The 16,988-nt window shown below is 72.0% G+C and carries 16 protein-coding genes and 1 pseudogene; 5 read left to right on the top strand and 12 right to left on the bottom strand.

Features of this window, described 5'->3' with window-relative positions; all coding sequences use genetic code 11:
• Nucleotides 1-815 precede the first annotated feature (815 nt).
• Nucleotides 816-2,027 (top strand): LuxR C-terminal-related transcriptional regulator, encoded by a 1,212-nt coding sequence (locus B1205_RS23980; protein WP_089157666.1) that lies wholly within the window; start codon nt 816-818, stop codon nt 2,025-2,027.
• A 352-nt stretch (nt 2,028-2,379) separates the two neighbouring features.
• Here B1205_RS23980 and infA read toward each other — a convergent pair whose 3' ends face one another.
• Both infA and B1205_RS23970 read right to left on the bottom strand, forming a co-directional pair.
• Nucleotides 2,380-2,604 carry a translation initiation factor IF-1 gene (gene infA / locus B1205_RS23975; protein ID WP_089157665.1) on the bottom strand — a complete coding sequence of 75 codons (225 nt, stop codon included), beginning with the start codon at nt 2,602-2,604 and terminating at the stop codon, nt 2,380-2,382.
• On the bottom strand, nt 2,601-3,254 hold the full coding sequence (locus B1205_RS23970; protein WP_254910158.1) for a GNAT family N-acetyltransferase: 654 nt from the start codon (nt 3,252-3,254) through the stop codon (nt 2,601-2,603). Before B1205_RS23970 ends, infA begins: the two co-directional genes overlap by 4 nt.
• A gap of 541 nt (nt 3,255-3,795) precedes the next feature.
• On the opposite strand from B1205_RS23970, the gene B1205_RS23965 reads away from it, so the two are divergent.
• The 3 genes from B1205_RS23965 to B1205_RS23955 all read left to right on the top strand — a co-directional run bounded on the left by B1205_RS23965 (nt 3,796) and on the right by B1205_RS23955 (nt 6,464).
• Nucleotides 3,796-4,608 carry an NAD(P)H-binding protein gene (locus tag B1205_RS23965; RefSeq protein WP_089157663.1) on the top strand — a complete coding sequence of 271 codons (813 nt, stop codon included), beginning with the start codon at nt 3,796-3,798 and terminating at the stop codon, nt 4,606-4,608.
• Nucleotides 4,609-4,804: 196 nt separating this feature from the next.
• Complete coding sequence (locus B1205_RS23960) at nt 4,805-5,626, top strand: LLM class flavin-dependent oxidoreductase (protein WP_089157662.1); 822 nt, start codon at nt 4,805-4,807, stop codon at nt 5,624-5,626.
• Between the two features lie 76 nt (nt 5,627-5,702).
• Nucleotides 5,703-6,464, top strand: coding sequence for an alpha/beta hydrolase (locus B1205_RS23955; protein ID WP_089157661.1), 762 nt, complete (start codon nt 5,703-5,705; stop codon nt 6,462-6,464).
• A 34-nt stretch (nt 6,465-6,498) separates the two neighbouring features.
• On the opposite strand, the gene fgd is transcribed toward B1205_RS23955, so the two are convergent.
• The 5 genes and pseudogenes from fgd to B1205_RS23935 form a co-directional block, all read right to left on the bottom strand.
• Nucleotides 6,499-7,503 carry a glucose-6-phosphate dehydrogenase (coenzyme-F420) gene (gene fgd, locus B1205_RS23950; RefSeq protein WP_089157660.1) on the bottom strand — a complete coding sequence of 335 codons (1,005 nt, stop codon included), beginning with the start codon at nt 7,501-7,503 and terminating at the stop codon, nt 6,499-6,501.
• A 62-nt stretch (nt 7,504-7,565) separates the two neighbouring features.
• The gene (locus B1205_RS23945; RefSeq protein ID WP_089157659.1) at nt 7,566-8,324 is read right to left on the bottom strand and encodes an SDR family oxidoreductase; all 759 of its coding nucleotides are present in this window, start codon (nt 8,322-8,324) and stop codon (nt 7,566-7,568) included.
• A complete protein-coding gene (locus B1205_RS32265; RefSeq protein ID WP_254910157.1) occupies nt 8,321-8,650 on the bottom strand; it encodes a zinc-binding dehydrogenase in 330 nt (109 codons plus the stop codon). The genes B1205_RS23945 and B1205_RS32265 overlap by 4 nt, the downstream gene beginning before the upstream one ends.
• A gap of 299 nt (nt 8,651-8,949) precedes the next feature.
• Nucleotides 8,950-9,231 (bottom strand): annotated as a pseudogene (locus tag B1205_RS32260) (alcohol dehydrogenase catalytic domain-containing protein); the annotation flags it as partial.
• Nucleotides 9,232-9,287: 56 nt separating this feature from the next.
• Entirely contained in the window at nt 9,288-10,184 is an 897-nt protein-coding gene (locus tag B1205_RS23935) for an aldo/keto reductase (protein WP_441338548.1), read from the bottom strand.
• A 206-nt stretch (nt 10,185-10,390) separates the two neighbouring features.
• Between B1205_RS23935 and B1205_RS23930 the strand changes: the two genes are divergently transcribed.
• Complete coding sequence (locus B1205_RS23930; RefSeq protein WP_089157657.1) at nt 10,391-11,086, top strand: FadR/GntR family transcriptional regulator; 696 nt, start codon at nt 10,391-10,393, stop codon at nt 11,084-11,086.
• Nucleotides 11,087-11,103: 17 nt separating this feature from the next.
• Here the strand turns inward: B1205_RS23930 and B1205_RS23925 are convergent, their stop codons facing one another.
• From B1205_RS23925 to B1205_RS23905, 5 genes are read right to left on the bottom strand one after another with little or no spacing between them, the layout of a single operon-like run.
• A complete protein-coding gene (locus tag B1205_RS23925) occupies nt 11,104-11,970 on the bottom strand; it encodes an amidohydrolase family protein (RefSeq protein ID WP_089157758.1) in 867 nt (288 codons plus the stop codon).
• Nucleotides 11,967-13,319 carry an enolase C-terminal domain-like protein gene (locus B1205_RS23920; RefSeq protein WP_089157656.1) on the bottom strand — a complete coding sequence of 451 codons (1,353 nt, stop codon included), beginning with the start codon at nt 13,317-13,319 and terminating at the stop codon, nt 11,967-11,969. The genes B1205_RS23925 and B1205_RS23920 overlap by 4 nt, the downstream gene beginning before the upstream one ends.
• Nucleotides 13,316-14,356 (bottom strand): ABC transporter permease, encoded by a 1,041-nt coding sequence (locus B1205_RS23915; protein ID WP_089157655.1) that lies wholly within the window; start codon nt 14,354-14,356, stop codon nt 13,316-13,318. The genes B1205_RS23920 and B1205_RS23915 overlap by 4 nt, the downstream gene beginning before the upstream one ends.
• Nucleotides 14,349-15,890 (bottom strand): sugar ABC transporter ATP-binding protein, encoded by a 1,542-nt coding sequence (locus B1205_RS23910; protein ID WP_089157654.1) that lies wholly within the window; start codon nt 15,888-15,890, stop codon nt 14,349-14,351. Before B1205_RS23910 ends, B1205_RS23915 begins: the two co-directional genes overlap by 8 nt.
• Nucleotides 15,887-16,954, bottom strand: a complete 1,068-nt coding sequence (locus B1205_RS23905; RefSeq protein WP_176308769.1) for a sugar ABC transporter substrate-binding protein — start codon at nt 16,952-16,954, stop codon at nt 15,887-15,889. Before B1205_RS23905 ends, B1205_RS23910 begins: the two co-directional genes overlap by 4 nt.
• Nucleotides 16,955-16,988 lie beyond the last annotated feature (34 nt).

Raw genomic sequence — 16,988 nt, 5'->3', positions numbered from 1 at the left:
TGCGCCGAGCCTGTGCTATCCCCGGCCGGGTGCGAGGAGAAGGCGACGCGGTGCTGCGGATATTTGATGGGCGGACAGTCGGCGTGGTGGAGAAATTGCCGGGCGGTGCCCCGACAAGGTGGGTCGAGCCGGATTCCCGTCGTCGTCCGTCGTCGATGGAAAGTCTCGCGCGTCGCGGCCGATCAGCCGAAGAATCGGCGCGGACGTCGAAACCGCCCACAGTCTCCATCCCGTGATCGTTACGGCGGCCGGATCGAGGGGCACCCCGACGCGGCCGCGTGGTGTCCCGGTCCCCGGTCGCCGCTCGACGGCCGATCGGGGACGGTTCCCGGCCTCGTGCGCCATGGTGGCAACCGATGGGTGACGTAGGCAACTACCCGGCCTGACAGTTTGTCCGGCCGTCGGGCGTCCGACCGCGCCGATGACGGAACTCACCGAGCGTCACAGTTGGTGGATTGTCGCCCGGCTGGCCGCGCCCCGCAATTACGCACCGGTGATCAGAGGCCGGCGGCGACGAGAAAACCGTCATCCGGCCCTGTCAGGCTTGGTAGCGACCACCGTCAAACTTGATAAATATCAGTCAATACCGTCCGGGTCTTCCCTTTGACAGGCTGCAACCATGGGGTATCGTCTTCCATGGTCACGGGGGTGATGCCGTAATGCGGCGGCATTAATCCCTCCTGGAATGTCAGGCACTATCCTGGAAATGCACTCGAAGACTTCGGGGAGCTCAGTTGGGCATTTTCGGTGTTCCCGCGCCATGCCTGTCCAGGCACAATTGCATCAATCTCGAAATCCTGCACACAGCCGGCTCGGTGTGGCTCGAGGGCGATGTCGTCTCCGCCGTCTCGTTGGCCGAAGCCGCGGCGACGGCCCGATGCAGACGGGGCAAGCAGTGCTGCTCGGCGCTCGCCAGCCTGCAACTCGCGTTGCTGCTGACCAGCCTCCGGCGGCTGGACGAGGCCCGCCACGCCGTGCGCCAGGCCGCCGAGGTCGGTGGCACCCCTGCCATCGGGGCGTTGACCGCGCTGGTTCTCGCCAGGATCGCGCTCTGCGAGGGCCGCATCGACGAGGCCGCCAGCCTGTGCGACACGGGGATGGTCGTGGCCGACGACCCGCGTTACGCGTCCTGGGCCTCGGTCGGGAACATGGTCCGGGCGACGATCACGATGCGCCGAGGTGAGCTGGCCGCGATGAGTCATCACGCCAACCAGCTCATGGAGGACCTGCTTCTGGGCCGCGACGTGCTCTTCGGTCGGGACACCTTTCCGTGGGACTCCCCGGCGTGGCTCGTCGTTCAGATCACCGAGGCGGAGAAGGGCTGGGAGGTCGCCGTACCCCTCGCCCGTGGGCTGCTCGAATCCGAATCGTCGACCCGGGGGGTGCTGCTGTCCGAGCCGGCGGCGGCGTCCTTCCTCGTGCGGATCCTGCTGCGGGCCGACGACCGGGAGACCGCCCAGCGGGCCCGGCGTGCCGCGGCGGTGCTCGCGGCGGAGAATCCGGGAATCGACGCCATCACGGCCACGGCGCTGCATCTCGAGGCGCTGCTGGAAAAGGACCTGGGCCTGCTCCAGCAGGCCTCCGCTGCCGCCTGCGACACCTGGGCGCGCGCCTCCGCCAACGAGGACATCGGCGATCTCCTGTCCGAGAGCTCCGGCGACTTCCGGGACGTGTGCGCGCGCTACGAGACGGCCATGCACTGCTACGCGGAGGCCGGCTCCCCCCGCGACTCCTCCCGGGTCCGCAGCAAGCTGCGGCAGCACGACACCTCCATGGCCTCCGCCAGATTCTGGCCCAGCAGCCGGATCCCCGTCCTGACCGACACCGAGTACGCGGTCGCCGAGCTGGTGGCCGGGGGACTCACGAACGCCGAGGTCGCCGGCAAGATGTTCCTGTCCCGGCACACCGTCGCGTTCCATCTCCGCAAGATCTTCCAGAAGGTGGGCGCCAAGTCGCGCATCGAGCTGGCGGTCATGTGGAAGCAGCTGGTCGGGCGGGAGGGCCTGGACGTGGCCGGGCACTACTAGGGACAGCTCCGCCGGCACGCCGCCGCCCGTACCGACGGGGACCTGGCGAAGGCACCGCCCGGGTGGTGCGCGGCGAGCCGATCATGCGCTGGGCCGATGATTCCGGCGGTGTGACCGCCAGGGCCGCGTGACCCGCCCGTGCGTCGGTCGGCCCGCGCCTGCGCCGACCGGGTCCCGGCCGGCGCCGGTTCGTCTGCGGGACAACCACCGATGAGCGAACCCGGGACGTAATCCGCGTCATCGCGTCCGGATCCGCGACCGCGAACGGTATGACGAGGCGCCCNTCGCCCGAGGGCGACCACGCAAAGCCGCTGATCAGCGATAGGCTACGAAGCCGTCATGGAAACATCGTTCAGTTGCGGTACCGGAAAACGATCCGCCCCCGCTTCAGGTCGTACGGCGTGAGCTCGACCAGTACGCGGTCCTCCAGGTAGATCTTGATGAAGTTCTGACGGATCTTGCCGCTGACGTGCGTGAGCACCCGGTGCCCGTTCTGCAGTTCCACGGTGAACATGGCGCTGCGCAGGCACTCGACGACCCGGCCCTCGACTTCGACGCCTTTCCTGACCCTCGTCATCTCACCAACTCCAGGTTGCTGCCCATCGGTCGGGCTCCGATTCCCTTGAACAGTGCCGAGGCCGCCCGGTTGGACTCCTGGACCTCGGCCCAGGCCGCGGCGTGCCCCGCGTCGTGCAACGTCTCCAGCGCATGGGCCAGCAGCGCTCGCGCGATGCCCCGGCGCCGCTCGCCGGCCCGTACCGCGACCAGCCCGATCCGTGGCCGGATCACCGTCACCACCCGGATCAGACCCAGGTAGCCGTGCGGCCCGGCGGCCACGGCGTACTTCGATCCGTCGCCGATGGTGTCGCCGCCGGGCGTGGCGATCACCTCAGCCGGCATCGAGTGCCACCCGACGTCCGCCTCGACCTCGTCCCGGATCGCGCGGTCCAGCTCCCGTAGCAGGACTCCGTCCGCCTGGCCGGCGGGCACGATCGTCACGTCCGACGGTGGCCGGACGGTGCCGAGGCCGGTGAAGAGGGGGTCGGTCGGCACGGAGTATTCCCACTCGCGGCGCCGGACCCGGAAACCGGCCCGCAGCCAGGAGGCTGTCAGGTCGACGTCCGCGTCGTCCACCACGGTGTAAAGCGGTGCCGGCAGGTCCGCCACCATCGCCTCGGCGATGCGGTCGAAGGTCGCGTCGTGCCAGGCGTCGATGCTGACGAACAAGCGCCCGTCGGGCCGGTTCCGTGTGTGTCCACGGCCGACCACCATGTCGTCATCCAGTGCGTGCCAGTGGTTTTCCGCCACCCGCGTGATCGTCGCCGAGCGATGGATCAGGCCGGATGGGGAAGGTGTCACATCCATCGGAGTCTCCTTCCGGGAGTGCCTCGTTCTCAGGCGCTCCCGGCGACACCGAAGGTCAGTCGCCGGCCCGTGACGAGATGGGGGAGCACCCATGGGTAACTGCGTTCACGGGTCTCACCTCCTTGCGACGACGTCACGGCCGAGTACGACATTAGCGGCGTGGCGTCGCCTCGCGCAAACCTCCCGTGGCAATTTTCTCGCATCCGGTAAATGAGTGGCGACACGACGTCCTGACCGGCGTCGTGTTCTAATAGGACGCGCCCGCATCCGTGGGGGGAGTATGTCGATCATGACTGTCTCCTCCGTCCACGGAGGTCCGGCCGTGTGCCCGGTGACCGTGGCGCAGGCCCGACCGTAGGGTCGCTTCGTCCAGTCCATGCTTTTCAACCCTTTGGGATGGTCAATGTCGGTTCTTGTCATCGGCGCGTACGGCAGTGTCGGCAGCCACGTGGTGGCCGGGGTCCGGGCTGCCGGAATCCCCGTCCGTGGAACCAGTCGCACGGTGGAGGGCACCGAGCCGCCGGACGGCGTCGAGATGGTCCGCCTCGACCTCGACGACCCGGCGACCCTGCCGCCGGCGCTCGACGGCATGAAGAAGGTCTTCCTCTACGCCAAGCCGGAGGGCGTCGCCGAGTTCGTCACCGCGGCGCAGGCGGCCGGGGTGGAGCACGTCGTGCTGCTGTCGTCGGCCTCCGTCGTCGAGGAGGCCACCCGCAACACCCGCAACGCGCACATGCACGCCGTGGTCGAGGACGCGCTGCAGAAGTCCGGGATGGCGTGGACCTTCCTGCGGCCCACCACGTTCGCCACCCGCCAGCTCGCCCTGGCGCCGCGGATCCGGTCGGGGGAGACGCTGCGGCTCCCGTTCCTGCAGGCCCGCTCCGCGGTCATCCACGAGCGTGACATCGCCGACGTGGGCGTCCGGGCGCTGACCGGCTCCGGGCACGAGGGGCAGGCGTACTGGCTGACCGGGCCGCAGGCCCTGACGATGCAGGAGCAGATCCAGACGATCGGGGAGGCCATCGGACGGCCGATCGAGACCGTCGAGGTGGCCCCGGAGGACACCGATCCGCCGACCCCCGAGTTCTTCGTCCGGCTGACGCGGGCCCTTCAGGCGTACCCGACGGTCGTGACCAAGGCCGTCGAAGAGGCCACCGGGGTGCCGGCCCGCACGTTCCGCCAGTGGGCCGAGGACCACGTCAAGGACTTCAGCTGACGTCAGGCCCCGCGCCGCACCACTGAGCGCCGCCGCCCGATCGGGCGGCGGCGCTCGCTGCGTCGGGGCGACCGTCGGGGCGTCTATCAAGCTGAGGGATGCCGCCGCGGCGTCGGCCCTCCTAGCGTCCTGAGTGCGGGTTGAAGGGGCTCTGCGCCCGATGGGGTCCGCGCGACGAAAGGACGGGGTCTCACCCATGACCGACAAGGCGTTCAAGTTCTCCGTGATCTCGGAGCCGCAGGACGAGAAGAGCTGGCTGGGCTTGGCCAGGCAGGCCGAGAGCCTCGGCTTCCAGCGCCTGCTCATGGCGGACGTCATGACGTCGCCGTCGCCGTTCCCCGCCCTCGGCCTCGCGGCCGGGGCGACCACGACGCTGCGGGTGGGGACGTGGGTGCTCGCCGCCCCGCTGCGCGCGCCGCGCATGGCGGCATGGGACTCGCACACGCTGTCGGTGCTCAGCGGTGGGCGATTCGACCTCGGCATCGGGTCCGGCCGCCCGTTCGTCCTCGCCGAGGCGGAGAAGCTGCTCGGCGTCCCGACCCCGTCGGCCAAGGAACGCCTGGCGTCGGTGGAGAAGACGATCGACGAGTTGCGCGACCTCGACGGGGAGGGACACCACACCCCGATCCTCGTCGCCGCCGGCGGTCCCAAGGCCCGCGCCCTGGCCGGCGCCAGGGCCGACATGGTCACGGTCGCCGCGAGCCCGTTCGCCACCCGGGAGGACATCATCTCGATGGTCACGGACATCCGGGAGCGGGCCGGGGACCGGGGTGACGACATCGAGTTCATCGCCCCGATCTTCGTCATCGGCGACGAGACGCCGGAGTGGGTCAGCCGCCTCCTGAAGACCGACGCGCAGCAGCTCGCCGCCAGCGACTCGCTGGGCATCCTGCGCGGCACCCCGCGGCAGATGGCCGACGAACTGCTGCACCGACGCGAGACCCTCGGCGTCTCCGGCTTCACCGTGAACGCCTTGTTCATCGAGCAGTTCGCCCCCGTCGTCGAACTTCTCTCCTAGGGCCGGTTTCGCCGGGGGCGCCGACGGCGGCGCCCCCGGCGCGGCCGGGTCACAGCCCTCCTGGAAGGCGACAGCGATGCCGTCACCGCGGTTCACCGCCGAGTCGACGTCGAACGGCGTCATCGAGCGCGACTTCGTCGTGGGCGAGGTCCCCGGCGTCCTCTGGTCGCCGGCCTCCGGCACCGGCCGGGCGCCGCTGGTGCTGATGGGCCACGCCGGTGGCAACCACAAGCGGCACCCGGCGATGGTGGGCGGAGCCCGGCGCCTGGTGACCGACGGTGGATTCCACGTCGCCGTCCTCGACGCACCCGGCCACGGGGACCGGCCCCGCACGGCGTACGACGAGCAGGAGGTCGCCGCGCTGCGCCGGGCGAGGGAGGCGGGCGAGCCGGAGGGTCCCGTCGCCCGACGGTACAGCGCGCACCTGGCGGAGTTGGCCGTGCCCGAGTGGCGGGCGACCCTGGACGCCCTCCAGCAGCTCCCGGAGATCGGCGTCGACGGCCCGGTGGGCTACTTCGGCATCAGCCTGGGCACCGCGATCGGTGTGCCGCTGGTGGCGGCCGAGCCGCGCATCACGGCCGCGATCTTCGGTCTGTTCTGGCCGGAGACCCTGGTGGCGACGGCCCGGCGGATCACCGTCCCGATCGAGTTCGACATGCAGTGGGACGACGAGGACATGACGCGAGAGGCCGCGTTCGAGCTGTTCGGCGCGTTCGCCTCGACGGAGAAGACGCTGCACGCCAACGCGGGCCGGCACCACGAGGTGCCGCGGTTCGAGGCCGACAGCGCGGTCCGTTTCTTTCTGCGGCACCTGGACACGACGCGCCCGCCGGGGTGAACATCCCCCAGCGGGTGCGGTGGCGATCCGGCAGTCAGCCGAGGCTGCGCAGGCCGGGCAGGACCTGCTCGGCGAAGGCGCTGAGGAACCGCTCCTGGTCGTGCCCGGGGCCGTGGAAGACCAGGTGGTCGAAGCCGGCGTCGACGTACTGCTTGATCTGGGTGATCGCGTCGTCGGGGGTGGAGGCGACGATCCAGCGCTTGGCGACCTCCTCGATCGGGAGCTGGTCGGCGGCCTTCTCCATCTCGACCGGGTCCTCGTAGCCGGCCTTCTGCTCGGGGCTGAGCGACAACGGTGCCCAGAACCGGCAGTTCTCCAGCGCCCGGACCGGGTCGACGTCGTAGGAGAGCTTGATCTCGATCATCTTGTCGATCGCGTGGTGGTCGCGCCCGTCCTGCTCCGCTCCGGCCGCCACGGCCGGCAGGAGCTTGTCCGTGTACAGCTCCATGCCCTTGCCGCTGGTGCAGATGAAGCCGTCACCCTTGCGGCCGGCGTACTTGGCCATCAGGGGACCGCCGGCGGCGATGTAGATCGGGACGGGCACCTCGGGCCGGTCGTAGATCGAGACGCTCGTGGTCTGGTAGTACTGCCCCTCGTACGTGACGCGGTCCTCCGTCCACAGCCGGCGGATCAGGTCCACGGCCTCGCGCAGGCGGGCGAACCGCTCCTTGAAGTCGGGCCAGGTGATCCGCGCGACCGCGACCTCGTTGAGCGCCTCCCCGGTGCCGATGCCGAACGCGATCCGGCCCGGGTACAGCACCCCGAGGGTGGCGAACGCGTGCGCCATCACGGCCGGGTTGTAGCGGAACGTCGGGGTCAGCACGCTGGTGCCGAGCTGCACCCGCTCGGTGCGCTCACCGACGGCGCTGAGCCAGCTCAGGGCGAACGGCGCGTGGCCGCCGTCGTGCCGCCACGGCTGCAGGTGGTCGCTGATCCAGACGCTGTCGAGGCCGTGGCCCTCCGCGCTGACCGCGTACTCGACGAGCTCGCGCGGGCCGAACTGCTCGGCCGACGCCTTGTAACCGATCTTCAGTGGCATGCTTTCCATGCTAGGGCGCGTGGGGCGGGCGCAGGCATCCCTAGGCCTGACGGTCGGCGGGCTCAGCGCGCCAGCCAGCCGCCGTCGACCGGGATCACCGCTCCATGCACGTACGCCGAGGCGTCGGAGGCGAGGAAGACGGTGACCCCGCCGAGGTCGTCCGGCCGCCCCCAGCGTCCGGCCGGGATCCGGTCCAGGATCGCCCGGTTCCGCTCCGGTTGCTCGCGCAGCGCCCGGGTGTTGTCGGTGTCGATGTAGCCGGGTGCGATCGCGTTGACGTTGACCCCGTGCGGCGCCCACTCGTTCGCCAGCGCCCGGGTCAGCCCGGCGATGCCGGACTTCGCCGCCGCGTACCCGGGCACGGTCACCCCGCCCTGGAAGCTGAGCATCGACGCGGTGAAGATGATCTTTCCCGAGCCGCGCCGCACCATCTCCCCGCCGATCTCCCGGGCCAGGACGAACGGGGCTGTCAGGTCGACCTCCAGGACGTGGTCCCAGTCGTCGTCGGAGTGCGTGACCGCCGGGGCGCGACGGATCGTGCCGGCGTTGTTGACCAGGATGTCGACCGGTCCACGCGCGAGCAGCCACCCGGCGAGGTCGCGGACGGCGGCGCGATCGGACAGGTCCGCGCGGCGCGGCACGAACGAGCGGCCGTGCGCCGCCACCCGCTCGGCCACCACGCTGCCGGTCTCCTCCAGCGCGGCGCTCACCCCGACCACGTCGGCACCGGCCGCGGCCAGGGCCTCCGCCATCGCCAACCCGATGCCGCGCCGGCAGCCGGTGACCACGGCCAGCCGGCCGCGGAGATCGAACGGGTTCACGCGCCACCCCCACAGTCGATGAGCACCTTCACGTCGCCCCCGTCACCAAGCGCCTCGAACGCCCGCGTCACCTCGGCCAGCGGCACGATCCGGGAGATGAGCCGATCGGCGGGCACCTGCCCGCCGTGCACCAGGCGCACCGCCTCGGCGTAGTCGTCGCGCTCGTACACCCGTACCCCGATCAGCTCCAGCTCCCGCCAGAAGACCCGGTGCAGGTCCACCTGCCGGGGGGTGGGGTGGATCGCCACCACGACCAGCCGTCCGCGGACCGCGAGCAGGTCGGTCGCCAGGCGTACGCCGGTCGCCGAGCCGGAGACCTCGAACACCACGTCGGCGCCGGCGCCGGCGGTCGCCTCCCGGATCGTCTGCTCGACGTCGCCCGCNCGATCTCCAGCACCGTCACCGCGGCGCCGGTGGCCCGGGCGACCGTGCCGATCAGCAGCCCCACCGGGCCGGCGCCGACGACCACCGCGTGCTCGCCGGCGGTGAGTCGGGACCGCCGGACGTCGTGCACCGCCACCGCGGTCGGCTCCACCAGCGCGGCCCGCGACAGGGGCAGCTCCGCCGGCAGCGGCACCACGATGCGCGCCGGGACGGTCCACGAGTGCTGCATCGAGCCGGGGGAGTCGATGCCGACGAAGGTGAGCCGGTGACAGATGTGGGTGTGGCCGGTGCGGCAGGCCGGGCACTGCCCGCACCAGTCCAGCGGCATCACCGTCACCGGGTCGCCGACCCGGTGACCGTCGACGTCCGGGCCGAGTTCGGCCACGCGGCCGGACATCTCGTGCCCGAGCACCGCCGGCACGGTCACCCGCTGGTCCATCGCGCCGTGGGCGATGTGCAGGTCGGTGCCGCAGATGCCGGTGAAGGCGACCGCGATGCGGACCTGGCCGGGGCCGGGCGGCACAGTCGGCGTGTCCTCGACGACGAACGTCCGGTCGCCCACGTAGTGCGCGCTGCGGTTCACGAAGTCTCCCCGATGCTGTCTGATCGTCGCACGTCGTGTCCTTTCGGTGGAAGGTCGTTCTCCGGACGGCCGCTGGGCCAGGCGTGACCCCGCACCGGCGCCAGCAGCACGTCGATCTCGCGCAGCAGGTCGGGGTCGGTCTCCGACAGCGCCCAGCGCACGTTGCGGGCCATGTTGCCGGCGCTCGCGGAGCCGACGAAGGTGGTGGCGAACGCCGGCGGCGCGACGGCGAAGCTGAGCGCCACCTNGGCGGCCCGCCGCACCGACGCGGGCGCGGGGTGCCAGTCGGGCGCGCCGCCGCGCGAGAGCAACCCCATGGCCAGGGGCGACGCGTTCATCACCGCCGTGCCGAGGGCGGCGAAGTCGGGTGCGTGGTCGGCCAACGCCCGGTCCAGCAGCGTGTAGCGGCAGTAGGACAGCACGGTGTCCACCGGCGTCGCCGTGGCGACCCGGGCGAGCGCGCCCAGCGGATATCCGGTGACGCCGAGGAAACGGACCTTGCCCGCCTCGCGCAGGCGGTCGAGCGCGGGCAGCGTCTCGGCGACGATCTGGTCGAGGTCGCCGAACTCGATGTCGTGACACTGGACGAGGTCCAGGTGGTCGGTGCCGAGCCGGGCCAGGCTCTCGTCGACGCTCGCCGTGACCCGGGCGGCGGAGAAGTCGAACGCCGCGTCGCCGTACCGGCCGACCTTCGTGGCCAGGACGTAGCCGGACCGGTCGACGCCGCGCAGCGCCCGACCGAGCACCGTCTCGGCGACCGTGGCGCCGTAGTACGGGGAGACGTCGATGATGTTCACGCCGAGGTCGAGGGCGGTGCGGACGGCCCGGATGCCGTCGCGTTCGTCGACCGGGCCGAACACGCCGCCGAGCGGGGAGGCGCCGTAGCCGAGCATCGACACGTCCAGGCCGGTGCGGCCGAGCGGGCGGTACCGCATGCCGGTCACGCGCCCGTCTCCCGGCTGGCGTCCGGGCCCCGGCGTACCGGCCGTGACCACGGCAAACGTCCGATGTCTCTATAGTGGTCAGGATCGTCGGTGCGCACCGCCGGCGACGCGGTCGGGGCGACCGCGCACGCAGGGCCGGGCCGGAGGGGGCGTACATGGCACTGACCGACGACGCGATCGCGCGGATCCGCGGCATGATCTCCAGCGGTGAGCTGCCCCCGGGCGCCCGGCTGCCACCGGAGCCGCAGCTCGCGGCGCAGATGGGTCTGTCGCGCAGCGGGGTCCGGGAAGCGGTCAAGGTGTTGGAGTCGGCGCGGGTGCTGGACGTGCGTCGCGGTGACGGCACGTACGTCACCAGCCTCGCCCCCCGGCTGCTGCTGGAGGGCCTGGGCGTCGCGGTGGAGCTGCTGCGCGACGACACGCTGTTGGAGGTCATGGAGGTGCGCCGGCTGCTGGAGCCGGTGGCCACCGGACTGGCGGCGCTGCGGATGACCGACACCCAGCTCGACGAACTGGCCCGCATCCTGGAGGACATGCGCGCGGCGGCCGACGACGCCGAGAAGCTGATCGGCTTCGACACCGCCTTCCACCACACCGTCGTGGCGAGCACCGGCAACGAGACGCTCACCTCGCTGCTGGCCGGGCTGTCCGGCCGCACCCTGCGGGCCCGGGTGTGGCGCGGGCTGATCGAGGCCAACGCCGCGCACACCACGATCGACGAGCACCACGCGATCTACCTCGCCCTGCGGTCGCGGGACCAACTGCTCGCCCAGGCCAGCGCGCTGATGCATGTGAACACCTCCGAGGCGTGGTTGCGTACGGTGCTCGCCGCCAAGGCGGCGGACGTCTGATCTCCGGCGCGCCGGTGTCACGCCGGCGGTTTCCCGTGCCGGGTCAGGCGGTAGGTCCGCACGGCGGTGCCGGCGTAGATCTCCCGTAGCTGCGGTGCCGGCAGCGGGGGCAGCGCGTCCGCCAGCGCCCGGCGCACCCCGGGATAGTCCGACCGGAGCAGGCAGACCGGCCAGTCCGAGCCAAACATCAGACGAACCGCGCCGAACTCCTGCACGGCGACCTCGACGAACGGGGCCAGGTCCGCCGGGGACCAGTCCGGCCGGGCCTCGGTGACCAGGCCGGACAGCTTGCCGACGACGTTCGGGTTCGCGGCCAGGGCGGCGATCGCGTCGCGCCAGCCCCGCAGCCCCGCCTCGCCCCGGTCGATCCGGGGCTTGCCCAGATGGTCGAGCACGAGGCGCAGCTGCGGCACCGCCCGCGCGGCCCGGGCCGCCGCCGGCAACTGGTCGGCCCGGACCACCAGGTCGAACACGAGGCCGGCGTCGGCGACCTCGGCCAGGCCCCGCCGCACCTCGGGCCGGTCGAGGTAGTCGGGGTCCGCCTCGGCCTGCACCTGGGCGCGCACCCCGACCAGCAACTCGCCGCCGCGTACTCCCCGGTAACGCGCGACGGTGGCGGTCACGTCGTCGGCGGCGACGTCGAGCCAGGCCACCACGCCGAGGATCGACGGCGTGTCGGCGGCGTACCCGAGGAACTCGGCCGCCTCGTCGCGGTGGCAGCGTCCGCCCTCCACCAGCACGGAGCCGTCCACGCCGGACGCGGTCAGCTCGGCGGTCAGGTCCGCCGGGGTGAACGGACGGCGGATGGCGGCCAGTTCGGGCGCGTCGAGCCAGGTGTACCCGCGCTCCGGGCGCCAGAGGTGGTGGTGCGCGTCGACGATCATGCCGGCGCCGCGCCGACCGGGGTCGCCGGGGCGGTCCACCGCGTGCCGTCCGGGAACCGGTAGTCGGCCCGCGAGGCGGCGACGATCTCCGCGCCCATGCCGGGCGCGGTCGGCGCCCGGTACCGGCCGTCGCGGACCACCACCGGATCGACGAAGTGCTCGTGCAGGTGGTCGACGTACTCGATGGCCCGGTCCTCGGTGCTGCCGCTGAGCGCGAGGAAGTCGAACATGGCCAGGTGCTGCACCAGCTCGCACAGCCCCACCCCGCCGGCGTGCGGGCAGACCGGCACCCCGAACTTCGCGGCGAGCAGCAGGACGGCCAGGTTCTCGTTGACCCCGGCGACCCGGCAGGCGTCGATCTGCACCACGTCCACGGCGCCGGCCTGCAACAACTGCTTGAACATCACCGCGTTGTGCGCGTGCTCACCGGTGGCCACCTTGACCGGCGCCAGCGCCCGGCGTACGGCGGCGTGCCCGAGCACGTCATCCGGTGAGGTCGGCTCCTCGATCCAGTACGGGTCGAAGGGGGCCAGCTCGCGCATCCACCGGATCGCGTCGGGCACCCCCCAGACCTGGTTGGCGTCGACCGCGAGGCGTACGTCCGGCCCGACGGCCCGCCGGGCGATGCCCAACCGGCGTACGTCCTCCGCCAGGTCCGCCCCGACCTTGAGCTTGATCAGCCGGAACCCCGCGTCGACCGCCTCGGCGCAGAGCCGGGCCAGCTTGTCGTCGTCGTAGCCCAGCCAGCCCGGGGTGGTGGTGTAGGCCGGGTAGCCCTCGGCCAGCAGGCGGTCCTCCCGATCCGCGCGACCGTCGCGGCCGGCCCGCAGCAGGGTCAGCGCGTCGTCCTCGGTGAGCGCGTCGCGCAGGTAGCGGAAGTCGACCTGCGCCACCACCTGCTCCGGGGTGAGGTCGGCGAGCAGCCGCCACAGCGGCTTACCGGCCCGCCGGGCGGCGAGGTCCCACACCGCGTTGACCAGGCCGCCGGCGGCCATGTGCACGACCCCCTTCTCCGGGCCCAGCCAGCGGATCTGGCTGTCGCCGACGAGCCGGCGGGCGAGCGCGCCCGGGTCGGCGACGAGTTGCTCGACCGGCTCACCGACCAGCATCGGGGCCAGCGACCGCAGCGCCGCGACCTGGATCTCGGTGCCGCGTCCGACGGTGAAGACCAGGCCGTGCCCCTCCGCGCCGGTCGAGGTGCGCAGGACCACGTAGGCGGCGGAGTAGTCGGGGAACGGGTTCATCGCGTCCGACCCGTCGCGGTGGCGGGACGTCGGGAACCGGACGTCGATGGCTTCTACGGACGAGACGCGCTCAGTCACCGGGACTCCTGGGGGTCGAAATTTCATGTCTGCGCCCTGCCCCCGGTGATGCGGGAGACCACCAGGGCCACCAGGATGACCGCGCCGTTGAGGAAGTTCGTCCACTGCGCGGGCACCCCGGCCAGGGTCAGCACGTTGATGATCATGAAGAGCAGCAGGACGCCGGTGAAGGCGCCGAAGACGCTGCCCTTGCCGCCGTTGAGACTGACGCCGCCGATCACCGCGGCCGCGAAGACCTGGAAGATCGCGCCGTCGCCCTGGGCCGAGGGCACCGCCGCGAGCCGACCGCTGATCAGCAGGCCGGCGAGCGCGGCGAGCACACCGGCCACGACGAGGGCGATCCACAGCACCCGGTCGGTACGGATGCCCGCGGCGCGGGCCGCGTCGGTGTTGCCGCCGATCGCGTACAGCGCCCGCCCCGCGCGGGTGAAGCCCAGGACGACGATCCCGGCGGCGAACAGCAGCAGCGACACCCAGATCGAGGCCGGCACGCCGAGCCAGGAGGTCGACCCCAGGTAGGTCATCGACTCCGGCAGCGCGAAGAAGGTCTGCCCGCCGGAGATACCGGTGAGCAACCCGCGCAGCACGATGAGCATGCCCAGGGTGACGATGAACCCGTTGAGGCCGAAGCGCACGATGAGCAGGCCGTTGAAGGCGCCGACGAGCGCACCGACGAGCAGGACCACCGGCACCGCCCAGGCGCCGGGCAGGAGGTCGAGCCCGAGCCCGCGGGTCAGCGCGGGGTCGACGGTCAGCCACGCCGCGACGCCCGGCGCGAGGCCGAAGGTCGACTCCAGCGACAGGTCCATCTTGCCGGCGATCAACACGATGGTCTCGGCGAGGACCACGATGGCGATCTCCGACATGCTCTGCAGCACGTTGATGATGTTGTCGGAGCTGAGGAACACGGGACTGACGATCCACCCGACGATCGCGACCGCGACGATCGCCGGCACCAGGGCCAGGTCCCGCAGTCGGGCCAGCGCCAGGCTCCGCGGCGAGGGCGGGGGCGGCGCCGGTGGCGCGGCGGAGGGTGGGGAGGCGGCGGACAGCGTCTCAGACATGGTGGAGGTCCACCCCTTCCATGGCGGCTACCAGATCGTTGTCGCTCCAGCCGTGCGCCAGCTCGCCGACCACCCGGCCCTGGAACATGACCAGCACGCGGTCGCAGATCCGCAGGTCGTCGAGCTCGTCGGAGACGACCAGGACGGTGGCGCCACGGCGGCGTACCTCCGCCACGGCGCCGAGGAGGGTCTGCTTGGAGCGCACGTCGACCCCCGCGGTCGGGGTGATGAGGACCAGCACCGTCGGGTCGCTGGCCAGCGCCCGGCCCAGGACCACCTTCTGCTGGTTGCCTCCGGACAGCTCGGCGACGGGTACGTGCGGCCCGGCCGCCTTGACCGCCAGGTCGGCGATGGTCCGCCGGGCCAGCGTGTCCCGCCGGGCCGGCGAGATCAGACCGTGCCGCGTGACGCGTCCCGGCACGGTCATGGTGACGTTCTCCGCGATGGACAGCGCGGGCACCAGCCCTTCCCGGTGCCGGTCCTGCGGCACCAGCCCGACCCCGGCGTCGAGGGCGTCGGGGACGCTGCCCGGCCGCAGCGTGCGCCCCCGCACGGTGACCGTCCCGCCGACCGGTCGGGTCAGCCCGACGATCGCCTCGGCGGCCTCGACCTTGCCGCTGCCGCCACCACCGGCGATTCCCACGACCTCCCCGGAGCGCGCCGCGAGCGTCAACTCGGCGCCGGACGCGGTGACCAGGTCACGCACCGACAGCAGCACCGGCGCGTCGGCCGGCACCGGCCGGTGGTCGGCCCGGGGCAGGGTCACGTCCTCGCCGGTCATGGCCGCCACCAGCGCCGGTCGGCTCAGCTCGGCGACCGGCGAGGTGAGGATGTGCCGGGCGTCGCGGAAGACCGTCACCTGGTCGCAGATGTCGTAGATCTCCTGGAGGTGGTGGCTGATGAACAGGAAGGTCACGCCCTGGGCGCGCAGGTCCCGGATCCGGGTGAACAGCCGGTTGATGCCCGCGCCGTCGAGCTGCGCGGTCGGCTCGTCGAGGATGATGAACCGGGCCCCGAAGGAGAGCGCCCGGGCGATCTCCACGAACTGCCGCTGCTCCACCGAGAGCGTCGAGGCGGGCTGGCGCACGTCGACCTCGACCGACCACTCCGCCAGCGTCCGCTCCGCCTCGCGGCGCAGCCGCGACCAGCGGATCAGGCCGTCCCGGCCGCGCGCGTGCCGGTGCAGGAACAGGTTCTCCGCCACGGTCAGGGTCGGGATGATCGTGGACTTCTGGTAGACGCAGGCCACCCGCCGCCGCCAGGCGTCGCGGTCGCCCAGCGGCGGCGCGGGCCGCCCGTCGAACGCCACCGCGCCGTCGTCCGGGGCCAGCAGGCCGGTGAGGACGCCGACCAGGGTGGACTTGCCGGCGCCGTTGCGCCCCACCAGCGCGTGCGTCTCGCCGGGGCGGACCACGATGCCGGCGTCGGACAGGGCGAGCGTCGAGCCGAAGCGCTTGGTGACGTGCACCGCCTCGACGACGGGCCGGCGCTCGCCGGCCGGCCCGTCCGGTGGGACCTGCGGGGCGACGTTCATGCGTTGTTGCCCCACAGCGAGCGGTCGTCGAACTTGAGCGTGGGTTGGCCCGCGACCGGTGCGCCGTCCAGGGTCACCAGCGGCGCCGGGAGCTGGTCCTCCAGCAGCCCGTCCCGGACCTGGATGATGGTGCTGCCGTGGTCGGTGGGGCCGGGCTGGAACGTCCTGCCCTCGATCGCGGCCTTGGCGTACTCCACCCCGTACCGGGCGTACAGGTCGGCCGGCTGGCTGACGGTGGCGTCGATCAGCCCCTTGCCGATGTGCGCCAGCTCCTCCGGGATGCCGTCGTTGGAGACCACGAAGACGTGCTTCGGGTCGGTCGGCGGCACCTGGAGGCCGCGCTGCTTGAGGATCTGCAACGTCCCCGACAGCGCGAACGACGACTGCATGTAGACGCCCCGGACGTCCGGGTCGGACGCGAACCGGGTCTGCAACTTCGTCGCCGCCACGTCGGCCTTCCAGTCGGTGGCCTCGCCGAACACGGTGATGCCCGGGTACTGCGTGCGCATGCACTCCCCGAACGCCTCGGTGCGGTCCCGACCGTTGATCGAGTCGAGGCCGCCCTGGAGCATCACCACCTTGCCCTTGCCGCCGAGCTTCGTGCCGAGGAACTGGCACGCCTTGGTGCCGTACGAGCGGTTGTCGGCGCGGACGACCATGAAGACCTTGCCCGTGTCCGGCCGGGTGTCGATGGTGACCACGGGAATCTTCCTGCTGTCGAGCTGGCTCAGGGTCGGTGCGATGGCGGCGGTGTCCTGCGGGGCCATCACCACCCCCTTGACGCCCTGGCTCATGAACGTCTGGGCGTTCGAGATGAGGTTCGCGATGTCGTTCTGCGAGTTGGTGGTCTTCAGCTCGACGTTCAGCTCGCCCGCGACCTGGGGCACGTACCTGATGTACGAGTTCCAGAAGTCGGTGTCGGAGCGCGGGTAGTCGACGCCGACGAGGGGGCGTGCGTCCGACCCGGTTCCGCCGGACGTGCGGTCCCCGCACCCGGCGGTGGATACGACGGACGCGCCGAGCATCAGCGTCAGGCCCGCGCTCAGCAGAGCCCTACGGGTCATGGTGCTTCCTTCCAACATCCGGGGGGTGAGCGAG

The sequence above is a fragment of the Micromonospora sp. NBS 11-29 genome (assembly GCF_002140155.1).
Classification (GTDB): domain Bacteria; phylum Actinomycetota; class Actinomycetes; order Mycobacteriales; family Micromonosporaceae; genus Micromonospora.
The sequence above is the reverse complement of the archived record's forward strand: the minus strand, read 5'-3'. Positions and strand labels throughout refer to the sequence as shown.

Excerpts from the sequence above, each read along its gene's own strand:
- B1205_RS23930 (WP_089157657.1), top strand. The coding sequence starts at position 10,391 with ATGGCACTGACCGACGACGCGATCGCGCGGATCCGCGGCATGATCTCC.
- B1205_RS23920 (WP_089157656.1), bottom strand. The coding sequence starts at position 13,319 with ATGAAATTTCGACCCCCAGGAGTCCCGGTGACTGAGCGCGTCTCGTCC.
- B1205_RS23965 (WP_089157663.1), top strand. The coding sequence starts at position 3,796 with ATGTCGGTTCTTGTCATCGGCGCGTACGGCAGTGTCGGCAGCCACGTG.
- B1205_RS23925 (WP_089157758.1), bottom strand. The coding sequence starts at position 11,970 with ATGATCGTCGACGCGCACCACCACCTCTGGCGCCCGGAGCGCGGGTAC.
- B1205_RS23955 (WP_089157661.1), top strand. The coding sequence starts at position 5,703 with ATGCCGTCACCGCGGTTCACCGCCGAGTCGACGTCGAACGGCGTCATC.
- B1205_RS23915 (WP_089157655.1), bottom strand. The coding sequence starts at position 14,356 with ATGTCTGAGACGCTGTCCGCCGCCTCCCCACCCTCCGCCGCGCCACCG.
- infA (WP_089157665.1), bottom strand. The coding sequence starts at position 2,604 with ATGACGAGGGTCAGGAAAGGCGTCGAAGTCGAGGGCCGGGTCGTCGAG.
- fgd (WP_089157660.1), bottom strand. The coding sequence starts at position 7,503 with ATGCCACTGAAGATCGGTTACAAGGCGTCGGCCGAGCAGTTCGGCCCG.
- B1205_RS23910 (WP_089157654.1), bottom strand. The coding sequence starts at position 15,890 with ATGAACGTCGCCCCGCAGGTCCCACCGGACGGGCCGGCCGGCGAGCGC.
- B1205_RS23960 (WP_089157662.1), top strand. The coding sequence starts at position 4,805 with ATGACCGACAAGGCGTTCAAGTTCTCCGTGATCTCGGAGCCGCAGGAC.
- B1205_RS23905 (WP_176308769.1), bottom strand. The coding sequence starts at position 16,954 with ATGACCCGTAGGGCTCTGCTGAGCGCGGGCCTGACGCTGATGCTCGGC.